Consider the following 11,317-nt stretch of genomic DNA (forward strand, 5'->3'; position numbering starts at 1 on the left):
TCCTGTGGGGTTATGACTTCATCCGGCGCTTCGGCTCCGGGCGCCTAGTGCGGGCGGGAGAGGAGACCGGCTTGAAGCCATCCTTGGTGGGCATGCGTTCGGGCGCGCTGACCTTGGGGGCGCGGGCGCGGATGATCGTGCGCGCCGAGGTCTGGAGTTCCGGCATCGGATCGCTTTCGAGCGCCGAGAACAGCCAGTCGATGAAGACCTTGACGATGGGGGCGGCGCGGACCTCGTTGCGGCAGGCGACATAGAAGGCGTCGTTAGCGGGCACGGTGAGGTCGAAAGGCGCGATCAGTTCGCCCTTGGCGATCAGGCTGCCGGCGGTGATCGTGTCGCCGAGCGCCACGCCCTGATTGTGCAGCGCCGCTTCCGTCGAAAGGCGGGCGTCGCTCATGAAGTGCTGGCGGCCGCGCGGGATATCGATGCCGTCTGCGGCGGCAAGCCAGGTGTTCCATTCGCGGCCGTCATCGCCATGCAGGATGACATGGTCGCGCAGGTCGCGCACCGAACGCAGCGGCCGCATGTTGAGAAGCGTCGGGCTGACGACGGGAAACAGTTCCAGCCGGCTCCACAGGCGTGCCCAGCAATCCGGCCAGTTGCCGTCGCCATAGAGCATGCAGACATCGACGTCGCCGGAAAACAGGTTGGCTTCGTCGTTCGAGGCAATCAGTGTCAGGCGCACATCGGGAAACTGCTCGGTGAACTGATGCAGGCGCGGGATCATCCAGAAGGACAGGAGCGCCGGCACGCAGGCGATACGCAGTTCGCCGCTGGTCGTCGGCCGGGTCATGGCGGCGGTGGCAGCGGCGATGCCTTCGAATGCCTCGGTGACAGCGGGCAGCAGCAGCGCCCCTTGAGAGGTCAGCTTCAGCCGCTTGCCGCCGCGCTCGAAAAGGGCGGCATTGAAGGACAGTTCCAGCGCCCTGATCTGGTGGCTGATGGCGCCATGCGTGACGTTGAGCTCGCGCGCCGCCGCCGAAACGGAGCCGCGCCGGGCCGTCGCCTCAAAGGCACGCAACGGGTTCAGCGGGGGCAGGCGGCTGGACAAGGAAACGGCTCCGAAGGGCAGAAAATGATGTGAGTTTTTCTCACACCAAACGCTATAACAATGTCAATTGATTTTTCAATCAAATTGTTTCCTAATGTCGGCAACAAAGGCAAAAGCCTGGGGAACATGCACGCAAGCGCTCTGACACCACTGTCGATGCGCGAACCGTTTTCGGCGAACATTCGAGCCGTTTGAAGGCTTTCCGATCGCCGATCCTGCACGTCTCCTCTGGCCGCATATAAGGTGACGGACATGGCGTGGGATGAGAAAAAGCTGAGCGAGCTGAAGGCGAAGTATGGCGAAAGCCATGGCGGCGAGTTGTTCGATCCGGCCTTCCGCAAGGTGGCGGACAAGATTTTCTCCAAGAGCGGCACGCGCCTTGCGCCCTATGCCGGTGTCCCGACTTTCCTGACCGCGCCCTATATGCCAGTCGATGCCAACGAGCCCGATTTCGGCAATCTCCAGGTCGCCATCGTCGGCGTGCCGATGGATCTCGGCGTCACCAACCGTCCGGGCTCCCGTTTCGGACCGCGTGCCATGCGCACCATTGAGCGCATCGGCCCCTTTAACCACGTGCTCGGCTGCGCACCGGTGTTCGATCTGCGCGTGGCCGATATTGGCGACGTGCCGTTCCAGAGCCGGTACCGGCTGGAACTCAGCCATGAGGACATCGAAAAGCGCGTCAACCAGATCGTCGATGCCGGCGTTGTGCCGCTGTCGGTCGGCGGCGACCACTCGATGACCCATCCGATCCTGAAGGCCGTCGGCAAGAAGCGTCCGGTCGGGATGATCCATATCGACGCGCACTGCGATACCGGCGGCGCCTTCGACCAGACGAAATTCCACCATGGCGGACCGTTCCGCAATGCGGTTCTCGACGGTGTGCTCGATCCGACCCGCACGGTCCAGATCGGCATTCGCGGTTCGGCGGAATATCTCTGGGAGTTTTCCTACGAGTCCGGCATGACCGTGATCCACGCCGAGGAAGTCACCGGCATGGGCATGCCAGCGATCATCGAGAAGGCGAAACAAATCGTCGGCGACGGCCCGACCTATCTCTCCTTCGACATCGACAGCGTCGATCCGAGCTTTGCGCCGGGCACCGGCACGCCGGAAGTTGGCGGCCTCACTACGCGCGAAGTGCTGGAACTGATCCGCGGCCTGAAGGGCATCAATCTCGTCGGCGGCGATGTCGTGGAGGTCGCGCCGCAATATGACGCAACGACCAACACGGCCCATGTCGGCGCCCAGGTCCTGTTCGAAATCCTCAGCCTCATGGTGTTCAGCCCCTTCGTCAACGGCAAGCGGGATTGAGGGCAAAGCCGCCCCTCATCCGGCCTGTCGGCCACCTTCTCCCCGCAGGCGGAGAGAAGGGACAAGCGGCCACTTCTGTTCCTTCTCGACAGTTGAGGAGAGAGCGCCAATCTCGATCGTCCCCTCTCCCCGTGAACGGGGAGAGGGCTAGGGTGAGGGGCTATAGCCGCACCCGGTTGCCGTGCCTGCCATGAACAAAATTCACAAGGGGAATGAAAATGACGAAACGCTCGAATATGAAATCCGGTCTCGCGGCCGCCCTGATGCTCAGCGCCGCCGTTCTCGGTTTCGCATCCGCTGCCCACGCCGATGCCATCGACGACATCACCAAGGCGGGTGTCCTGAATGTCGGTGTCTTCGCCGATTTCCCGCCCTTCTCCTCGGCCAGCGCCGATATGAGCCTCAAGGGCTATGATATCGATGTCGCGCAGTACATCGCCGACAGCCTGAAGGTGAAGCTCGTTCCGGTGCCGGTGACCGGCCAGAACCGCATCCCGTACCTGACCGAGAAGCGCGTCGATGTGCTGGTCAGCGTCGGTTACAGCAAGGAGCGCGCCGAGGTCATCGATTTCGCTGCCGCCTACGCGCCTTACTACATCGCCGTGATCGGCCCGGCCGCTCTCGAGGTCAAGGGCAAGGAAGACCTCGCCGGCAAGAGCATCGCCGTCAATCGCGGCACGCTCGAAGACACCTCCCTGACGGAAGCAGCACCCAAGGATGCCGACATCAAGCGCTTCGACAACTACAACTCGGTGATCCAGGCCTTCATCTCCGGTCAGACCGAACTGATGGTTGTTGGCAATGACGTCGGTGCCCAGGTTCTGGCCCGCCAGGAAGAATTGAAGCCGGAGCAGAAGTTCCAGCTCCTGACCTCGCCGTCGCATCTGGCGCTCAACAAGGGCGAAGACCGCCTGAAGCAGGCAATCGACGACGCGGTTGCCAAGATGCTCGCCGACGGCAAGCTCAATGAAAGCTCGGAAGCGTGGCTGAAGACCCCGCTCAACCCTGAAAACCTGAAGGATTGATCCTTTGGGCTATGCGCTCGATTTCGGCTGGCTGAATGACGCGGTCTCGCTGATCGCAAGCGGCGCGGCCATGACGATCTTCCTGATCGCGGTGTCGGCAATCGCCGGCATCGTGCTCAGCATTTTGGGCGCGGCGGCCCGGCGCAGCCGCTATGCTCTGCTGCGCCGGGCGATTGCCGGCTATGTCGAGCTCGTCCGCAATACGCCGTTTCTGGTACAGCTCTTTTTCATCTTCTTCGGGTTGCCCAGCCTCGGCATCCGCCTCGATCCCGTCGCCGCCGCCATCCTGGCGATGACGCTGAACATGACGGCCTATACGACAGAGATCGTCGGCGCTGGTCTCGATGCCGTGCCGAAGGGGCAGAAGGAAGCAGCGCTTGCACTCGGGCTGCGGCCACGCCTGGTCTTTGTCAAGATCGTGCTGCCGCAGGCGCTGAAGGTGATCTATCCGGCGCTGACGAGCCAGATCGTCATCATGATGCTGGAATCCGCCGTCGTCTCGCAGATTGCCGTGCGCGAACTGACCTATGAAGCCGACATGCTGCAGGCACGCACCTTCCGCGCATTCGAGACCTATTTCGTCGTCACGCTGGTCTACCTGGCCATGAGCATCGGTCTGCGCCGGCTGCTCGTTGCCAGTGGCAACCGCCTTCTGGCTGGAGGCGTGTCGTGATCGAGTTCACGCTTTGGGACATCGTGCGCAATCTCTTGCTGGCAGCCCGGTGGACGGTGCTTTTGTCGGCGGTCGCCTTCGCAGGCGGCACGATTGTCGGCCTGCTCATCCTGTTCCTGAGGATATCCAAGCGGCGCTGGATGCGGCAGTTCGCCGAATATTACATCGGCCTGTTCCAGGGCACTCCGCTTCTGATGCAGCTTTTCCTGCTGTTCTTCGGCCTGCCGCTGCTCGGGCTTCGCATCGAACCCTGGACGGCTGCCGTGCTCGGGCTTACCCTGTGCGCCAGCGCGTTTCTGGCGGAAATCTGGCGCGGCGGCGTACAGGCAGTGCCGCTTGGACAGTGGGATGCCGGCAGCAGCCTGGGGCTGCATTATCTCAAGCAATTGCGTCTGATCATCCTGCCGCAGGCCTTTGCAATGACCAGGGCTCCGACCGTCGGTTTTCTCGTGCAGCTGATCAAAAGCACGGCCCTGACGTCGATTATCGGCTTTGAGGAACTGGTCAGAACCTCGAATGCGATTAACAATGCAACCTTCGAGCCGTTCACGGTCTATGGGTTTGTCGCCTTGATCTATTTCGCCTTGTGTTTTCCTCTGACGCGGTATGCAAAAACGCTGGAGCTTTGCGCTTTGAAACACTGACAGAAATGCAATCCGGACTTGCATGCCGGATCAAAAATTGGGAACAGACCGGAAGCTGAAAAAAGTGGTACCGGCAAAACAGGAGAACGATGATGACTGAATTTCTGAAACAAAATATCGGCCGCCGCGCGGTGCTCGGCGCCGGTCTTGCCGGTGTGTCGATGCTCGCCATGCCGTCGATCCTGCGCGCGCAGGACAAGTCGCTGAAAGTCGGCGTCTATGGTGGTTACTTCAAGGATTCGTTCGACAAGAACATCTTCCCGGAATTCACCAAGGCAACCGGCATCGCGGTCGAATCCGTTGCCGAGCCTACGGGCGAAGCCTGGCTGGTGCAGCTCGAGCAGGCCGCCAAGGCCGGCCAGGCGCCGGCGGACGTCTCGATGATGTCGCAGGTTTCGATGCTGAAGGGCCAGTCCACCGACCTCTGGGCGCCGCTTGATGTTGCCAAGATCAAGAATGCTTCCAACTTGGTTGATCGTTTCGTCAACAAGTATCCGGATGGCCGCGTCGCCGGCATCGGCGCCGTCTCCTGGTACATCACGCTCGTGACGAACACCGACGTCTACAAGGAAGCGCCGACCTCCTGGGCCGCATTCTGGGATCCGGCGAATGTCGACAAGCTCGGCCTGCTGGCGCTCGTCTCCAACTCCTTCCTGCTCGAAGTGACGGCGAAGACCTTCATGGGCGGCACCAACGCGCTGGACACGGAAGAAGGTCTTGAAAAGGCTTTCGCCAAGCTCGCCGAAGTCAAGCCGAACGTTCGCCTCTGGTATCGCGACGAAGCGCAGTTCGAACAGGCGCTGAAGTCGGGCGAAATCCCGATGGGGCAGTATTATCACGACGTCACCGGCCTTGCGGCTGCCGACGGCCACCCCGTTCGCTCCACCTTCCCGAAGGAAGGCGGCATTCAGGACTCCGGTTGCTGGGCGCTGTCGCGCGCCTCGCAGAAGGTCGAGGAAGCCCATGTCTTGATCGACTATATGAGCCAGCCGTCGATCCAGGCCACCTTGTCGCGCAAGGTCGGGACCTCGCCGACCGTCAAGCGTGAACTTACTGACCTCACCGCAGAAGAGTTCGCCGCCGTGTCGTCCGACATCGAGCCGATCATTCCGCGCTACGACCTCTACCAGACGAAGTCGGATTGGCTGAACCAGAAGTGGACCGAACTGATCGTCGGTTGATGAACCTTCACCCTCCCCTTGAGGGGGAGGGTCGGCACGCAGTGCCGGGGTGGGGTGACCTGTCGCGAAACACAATGGATCACCCCCACCCGCAGCTTCGCTGCGACCTCCCCCCTCAAGGGGGAGGTAAAGACCGCGCCGACCTTCACGCGTCGGAAACGGTAAACTGAAGATTAATTTTCCGCACGATGGGAAAAGACGGGAACACAATGTCAGGCCTCGCCCTCAACAACGTCACGAAGGAATTCGGGACTTTCACTGCGGTCAACAATGTCGAGTTGACGGTGCCGCACGGCACCTTCGTCTGCATGCTCGGGCCGTCGGGCTGCGGCAAGACCACGCTGCTCAGGATGATCGCCGGCCTTGATCTGCCGACCGGTGGGGCCATCCGGCTCGACGGCGAGGACATCACCAAGGTCCCGACGCACAAGCGCAATCTCGGCATGGTGTTCCAGTCGCTGGCGCTGTTTCCGCATCTGACGGTCGGCGAGAACATCGCCTATCCCTTGCGCATCCGCAGCGCGCCGAAGGAAGACCAGAAAAAGCGGGTCGATGAACTCCTGTCGATGATCCATCTCGGCGGTTATGCCGACCGGCCGGTGTCCAAACTCTCCGGCGGCCAGCGCCAGCGCGTCGCGATTGCCCGGGCCCTTGCGATTTCGCCAAAGCTGTTTCTGCTCGATGAGCCGCTCTCGGCGCTCGACGCCAAGCTGCGCGAGGCGATGCAGGTGGAGCTGCGTCAGCTGCAGCAGCGGCTCGGCATCACCACCATCGTCGTGACGCACGACCAGCGTGAGGCGATGACCATGGCCGATACGGTCGTGGTCATGAATGGCGGCGAAATCCGCCAGGCTGCGTCGCCGATCGAAATCTACCGCCGTCCGGCCGACACCTTCGTGGCCGATTTCATCGGCTCGACCAATCTGCTGGAAGCCGAAGCCGACAGCACCGGCCGCGTCAGCGTGCTCGGCCAGCCGGTCGCGGGCATCTCCCTTGGCGCGAATACCAGGAAGGCGACGCTGTCGGTTCGGCCGGAAGACGTGCATCTGACGGCGCCCGGCGATGGCGCGCTATCCGGCACCGTGACCTTCGTGCGCGATCTCGGCGGCACGATCGAGACCTTCGTCGATATTGCCGGCCGCCAGATCGTCGCCGTCTCGACGCCGCGGGCGCGGCCCGAGGTTTCCGTCGGTCAGCCGGTCGGCGTGGTCCTCTTGCCCGACGTTTGCGTGGTGCTCGCCAAATGAGACGCGAAGCGCCGCACCGCCTGGCCGATTACGGGCCTTTGTTCTTTCCGGCGATGATGCTCATCGTCTTCTTCGTCGTGCCGTTTGCGACGATGATCGCCGTCAGCTTCTTCCAGCGACAGCAGGGCGGCTTCTATGTGCCGGCGTTCGAACTGGCCAACTACCAGCGGTTTCTCAGCTTCTTCTTCGCCAATGTGCTCGGCTTCTCGCTGATGCTGGCGATCGCGGTCGCGATCTGCTGCGTCGTACTGGCCATACCCTTCACCTATCTTCTGACGCGGATGGCGAGAAAAGTGCAGATCGTCTGGCTGGTCACGCTGCTCTCGGTCCTGTCGCTGTCGGAAGTCATCATCGGTTTTGCCTGGTCGACGCTGTTTTCGCGTACCGCCGGCATCACCAATCTCCTGGTCATGGCGGGGCTCATGAGCGAGGCGAAGGCGTTGCTTCCGAGCTTCGGCGCGGTCTTGACCGGCATGGTCTATCAGGCTTTCCCCTATACGGTGCTGGTGCTTTACCCGGCTCTGGTGCGGCTCGACCCGACGTTGACGGAAGCGGCCCGGACGCTCGGCGCTTCGCCGATCAAGGCCTTCTTCACGGTCGTCGTGCCTGCATTGCGCAATACCATCACCGCAACGCTGATCATGGTCTTCATTTTCGCGCTCGGTTCCTATCTCTTGCCGCAGATTCTCGGCCGTCCGCAGCACTGGACCCTGTCGGTGCTGATCACGGATCAGGCGATCTACCAGTCCAACATGCCGTTCGCCGCCGCGATGGCCGTGTTTCTGGTCCTCGTCACGCTCGGCTTGGTGGCATTGACCGTGATTGCTGGACGCAAGGGAGAAGCAGCATGACCAGTGCGCTCAGCAAAATCTATTTCTTCCTGATCGGTCTGTTTCTCGCACTGCCGCTGATCGTCGTTGCCGGCGTCTCGGTCAATGCCAAGCAGACGCTGGCCTTTCCGCCCAAAGGGTTTTCGCCCTCCTGGTACGGCGAAATCTTCCTCAATCCGGAATGGCGCAACGCGCTCTTCGCCTCGCTGACGCTGGCGATCCTGTCGGCAGCGCTCGCCGTGGCGATCGCGTTGCCGTTGGCCTGGTTCCTGTGGCGGCGGATCGCGCCCTGGGCGAACATCTTCCAGCTTCTCGGCGTCGCGCCGTTCACGCTGCCGCCGGTCATCACGGCGCTCGGCCTGCTTACCTTCTGGGCGACGACCGGCTTCTATGGCCAGCCGTGGACGGCGGTCATCAGCCACGCGATCTTCTTCGTGACGCTGCCACTGGTGACGCTGTCGCTCGGTTTTACCGCGATCGACCGGTCGCTGGTCGAGGCTGCCGCCACCATGGGCGCCGACGATCGCACGATCTTCCGCACCGTCGTCCTGCCGCTGATCCTGCCCTATATCGTCTCGGGTTATGCCTTCGCCTTCGTGCTGTCGCTCAACGAATATATCGTCGCCTACATGACCGTCGGCTTCACCATGGAGACACTGCCGATCAAGATCTTCAACGCCCTGCGCTACGGCTATACACCGACCATGGCGTCCGTCACGATCCTGTTCGTGGTGACAGCGGCCGTCATCTTCTCCCTTGTCGCGCGGTTCGGCGATCTGCCGAAGCTGCTCGGCGCCATGTCATCGGACGGCAAATGATCACGCTCGCTGCCCTGCAGATGAAATCGGAAAGCGGCAATGTCGCCGCCAATCTGGCGCGCATCGGTGAGGCGGCGAGGGATGCGGCTGACAAAGGCGCAAGCATGCTGATCACGCCGGAGCTTGGGCTTACGGGCTATGGTGCCGGCGACATCATCCGCGATCTGGCAGAGCCTGCGGATGGGCCTTTGGTTAAGCGGCTGCAAGCGATTTCGGCGGAGACGGGCGTCGCGGTGATCGCCGGTTTTGCCGAGAAGGCGGGCTCCGAGGTCTTCAACAGCGCGGTTTATGTCGACGGTACGGCAGAACCCGTCGTCTACCGCAAATCCCATCTCTACGGCGACTACGAGCGCGGGCTGTTTGCCGCCGCTTCCCCGAGCACGACGCTGTTTGACCATCGCGGCGTCAAATGCGGCATGCTGATCTGCTATGACGTGGAGTTTCCGGAAAATGTCCGGCGGTTGGCTTTGGCAGGCGCCGATGCGGTGCTGGTGCCGACGGCGCTGCCGGCCGGTTATTCCGGTACCTTCATTACCGATCACATGATCCAGACACGCGCCTTCGAGAACCAGGTTTTCGTCGCCTACATCAATCACTGCGGCGCGGATGAGCGCTTCACCTTCGCGGGCTCCTCGCGCATTGCGGCACCTGACGGCAGCCTCCTCGCAGGCGCTGCATCCCGCGGTGAAACGCTGATGATGGTGACGGTCAATCCCGTCGATTTCGATGTTTCGAAAAGCGAAAATACCTACCTGAACGATCTGAAGCGCCGCCCCTGATCACCTCGCGCGAGGGCGTGCTTCCATCGTTCACGTGTGGTGAACATTCTGTCGGCGTCGGCCCCCTTTATTAAACGGCGCAGGAAGCCGATATTCGCCTCATATTCACGAATGGAGGCAGCCATGAGCTTGCAGCTGACAGGCATTCACCATCTGACGGCGATCACCGCCAATGCGCCGGAGAATCTGCGCTTCTACACGCAGACCCTCGGCATGCGGCTGGTCAAGAAGACGGTCAATCAGGACGATACCACCGCCTACCATCTCTTCTACGCCGACGGGCAGGCGACGCCGGGCACGGACCTGACCTTCTTCGACTGGCCGGTCGGGCCGGAAGGTCGCGGCACGCACAGCGTCTCGCGCACCGGCCTTCGCGTCGGCAGCCGCGACAGTGTGGTCTGGTGGAAGGAGCGGCTTGACGAGCTGAAGGTCGCGGCCGGCGATGTCGTCGAGATCGACGGTCGCGTTTCCCTCGACTTCGAGGACGGCGAAGGCCAGCGCTTCCGGCTGATCGACGATGGCGGACTGGTGCCATCCCACCCGTGGGATAGGAGCCCGGTTCCGGCTGAACACCAGATCAAGGGTCTTGGTCCTATCATCATGAGCGTACCAGACATCACCAACACGCAACTGGTTCTGGAGCAGGTGATGAACATGACCAAGGTGCGCCAGTATCCGTCACCGGATGGCATTGGCGAGGTTCATGTGTTCTCCATGGGCAAGGGAGGGCCGGCGGCGGAACTGCATGTCGCTGTCCAACCGGGTCTGCCGGCCGCCAGGCAAGGCGCGGGCGCCGTGCACCATGTCGCCTTCCGCGCCCCGGACGTGGCGACGCTGCATGAGTGGACCGCGCGGCTGCAGAGTTTCCGTCTGCCATCGAGCGGCGAGGTCGAGCGCTTCTATTTCCGCTCGCTTTATTTCCGCGAGCCGAACGGCATCCTGTTCGAGATCGCCACGGACGGACCGGGCTTTGCGGTTGACGAGTCGATGGAAACACTCGGCGAGGGCCTGTCGCTGCCGCCGTTCCTGGAGCATAAGCGTTCAGAGATCGAAGCACGGCTTAAGCCTCTGGTTTAAACCGGAAAAAGCCGGGGGAACGACCTCTCGGCTTTTTTCATCTGTACTTTTCCGCGTTTCTGACCATCTTTCGCAAAAACAGTGGATGGACCGCATGACAAAACTGATCGGCATTTCCGGAAGTCTGAGAAAGGCGTCCTACAACAAGGCCCTCTTGAATGCGGCGATCCCGCTCGCGCCGCAAGGGGTGAGCTTTACCACGGGAACCATCGAGGGAATCCCGCTCTACAATGCCGATGTGGAACGGGAAGGCGTGCCGGAGGCCGTTCAGGTGCTGAAGGACCAGATCGCTGCCGCAGATGGCGTGATCCTGTTCACGCCGGAGTACAACAACTCCATACCGGGCGTTTTCAAAAATGCCATCGACTGGGCGAGTTCCTCCATGACCGGTGCACCGAACGTCTTTGCCGGCCGGGCCTTCGCGCTCGCCGGCACGTCGCCGGGACCCTTCGGCACGCTACTCAGCCAGAATGCCTGGCTCCCCGTCATGCGCACGCTGGGCGCCGATCTCTGGTCCGGCAAGCGGCTGATGCTGCCGAAGGCGGGCTCGCTGTTCGACAAGGAAGGGCAGCTTGTCGATGAGGGCGCCAAGGCGCGGCTGAAGGCCTTCGTCGAGGCCTTCGCGGATTATGTTGCCCGCAAAACAGCTTGAGCGCTATGGCGCGCGTCAAATACTCG

General features: G+C 62.1%; 12 protein-coding genes. 11 read left to right on the forward strand and 1 reads right to left on the reverse strand.

Going from position 1 to position 11,317, the window contains the following annotated elements; all coding sequences use genetic code 11:
- Positions 1-10 precede the first annotated feature (10 nt).
- Positions 11-1,051: a LysR substrate-binding domain-containing protein gene (locus tag ACSQ3F_RS11480; protein ID WP_436100323.1), complete on the reverse strand. Its 1,041-nt coding sequence runs from the start codon at positions 1,049-1,051 to the stop codon at positions 11-13.
- Positions 1,052-1,303: 252 nt separating this feature from the next.
- On the opposite strand from ACSQ3F_RS11480, the gene speB reads away from it, so the two are divergent.
- From speB to ACSQ3F_RS11535, 11 genes are all read left to right on the forward strand, one after another.
- The gene (gene speB, locus ACSQ3F_RS11485) at positions 1,304-2,365 is read left to right on the forward strand and encodes an agmatinase (RefSeq protein ID WP_436100324.1); all 1,062 of its coding nucleotides are present in this window, start codon (positions 1,304-1,306) and stop codon (positions 2,363-2,365) included.
- Positions 2,366-2,583: 218 nt separating this feature from the next.
- Positions 2,584-3,390: a transporter substrate-binding domain-containing protein gene (locus ACSQ3F_RS11490; RefSeq protein WP_436100325.1), complete on the forward strand. Its 807-nt coding sequence runs from the start codon at positions 2,584-2,586 to the stop codon at positions 3,388-3,390.
- 4 nt (positions 3,391-3,394) lie between these two features.
- The gene (locus ACSQ3F_RS11495) at positions 3,395-4,063 is read left to right on the forward strand and encodes an amino acid ABC transporter permease (protein WP_436100326.1); all 669 of its coding nucleotides are present in this window, start codon (positions 3,395-3,397) and stop codon (positions 4,061-4,063) included.
- Complete coding sequence (locus tag ACSQ3F_RS11500) at positions 4,060-4,707, forward strand: amino acid ABC transporter permease (RefSeq protein WP_436100327.1); 648 nt, start codon at positions 4,060-4,062, stop codon at positions 4,705-4,707. Before ACSQ3F_RS11495 ends, ACSQ3F_RS11500 begins: the two co-directional genes overlap by 4 nt.
- A 92-nt stretch (positions 4,708-4,799) precedes the next feature.
- Positions 4,800-5,888: an ABC transporter substrate-binding protein gene (locus ACSQ3F_RS11505; protein ID WP_436100328.1), complete on the forward strand. Its 1,089-nt coding sequence runs from the start codon at positions 4,800-4,802 to the stop codon at positions 5,886-5,888.
- Between the two features lie 209 nt (positions 5,889-6,097).
- The gene (locus tag ACSQ3F_RS11510) at positions 6,098-7,135 is read left to right on the forward strand and encodes an ABC transporter ATP-binding protein (RefSeq protein ID WP_436100329.1); all 1,038 of its coding nucleotides are present in this window, start codon (positions 6,098-6,100) and stop codon (positions 7,133-7,135) included.
- The gene (locus ACSQ3F_RS11515) at positions 7,132-7,986 is read left to right on the forward strand and encodes an ABC transporter permease (RefSeq protein WP_436100330.1); all 855 of its coding nucleotides are present in this window, start codon (positions 7,132-7,134) and stop codon (positions 7,984-7,986) included. The genes ACSQ3F_RS11510 and ACSQ3F_RS11515 overlap by 4 nt, the downstream gene beginning before the upstream one ends.
- Positions 7,983-8,783, forward strand: a complete 801-nt coding sequence (locus ACSQ3F_RS11520; protein ID WP_436100331.1) for an ABC transporter permease — start codon at positions 7,983-7,985, stop codon at positions 8,781-8,783. Before ACSQ3F_RS11515 ends, ACSQ3F_RS11520 begins: the two co-directional genes overlap by 4 nt.
- A complete protein-coding gene (locus tag ACSQ3F_RS11525; protein ID WP_436100332.1) occupies positions 8,780-9,562 on the forward strand; it encodes a carbon-nitrogen hydrolase family protein in 783 nt (260 codons plus the stop codon). Before ACSQ3F_RS11520 ends, ACSQ3F_RS11525 begins: the two co-directional genes overlap by 4 nt.
- Positions 9,563-9,685: 123 nt before the next feature.
- Positions 9,686-10,639, forward strand: a complete 954-nt coding sequence (locus ACSQ3F_RS11530; protein WP_436100333.1) for a ring-cleaving dioxygenase — start codon at positions 9,686-9,688, stop codon at positions 10,637-10,639.
- Between the two features lie 94 nt (positions 10,640-10,733).
- Positions 10,734-11,291: an NADPH-dependent FMN reductase gene (locus ACSQ3F_RS11535; protein WP_436100334.1), complete on the forward strand. Its 558-nt coding sequence runs from the start codon at positions 10,734-10,736 to the stop codon at positions 11,289-11,291.
- The last annotated feature ends 26 nt before the right edge of the window (positions 11,292-11,317 follow it).

The sequence above is a fragment of the Pararhizobium sp. LjRoot238 genome (assembly GCF_964252955.1).
Taxonomy (GTDB): domain Bacteria; phylum Pseudomonadota; class Alphaproteobacteria; order Rhizobiales; family Rhizobiaceae; genus Pararhizobium.

Coding starts and splice junctions, on each gene's coding strand:
- speB (WP_436100324.1), top strand. CDS start 1,304: ATGGCGTGGGATGAGAAAAAGCTGAGCGAGCTGAAGGCGAAGTATGGC.
- ACSQ3F_RS11490 (WP_436100325.1), top strand. CDS start 2,584: ATGACGAAACGCTCGAATATGAAATCCGGTCTCGCGGCCGCCCTGATG.
- ACSQ3F_RS11505 (WP_436100328.1), top strand. CDS start 4,800: ATGACTGAATTTCTGAAACAAAATATCGGCCGCCGCGCGGTGCTCGGC.
- ACSQ3F_RS11510 (WP_436100329.1), top strand. CDS start 6,098: ATGTCAGGCCTCGCCCTCAACAACGTCACGAAGGAATTCGGGACTTTC.
- ACSQ3F_RS11515 (WP_436100330.1), top strand. CDS start 7,132: ATGAGACGCGAAGCGCCGCACCGCCTGGCCGATTACGGGCCTTTGTTC.
- ACSQ3F_RS11520 (WP_436100331.1), top strand. CDS start 7,983: ATGACCAGTGCGCTCAGCAAAATCTATTTCTTCCTGATCGGTCTGTTT.
- ACSQ3F_RS11525 (WP_436100332.1), top strand. CDS start 8,780: ATGATCACGCTCGCTGCCCTGCAGATGAAATCGGAAAGCGGCAATGTC.
- ACSQ3F_RS11530 (WP_436100333.1), top strand. CDS start 9,686: ATGAGCTTGCAGCTGACAGGCATTCACCATCTGACGGCGATCACCGCC.
- ACSQ3F_RS11535 (WP_436100334.1), top strand. CDS start 10,734: ATGACAAAACTGATCGGCATTTCCGGAAGTCTGAGAAAGGCGTCCTAC.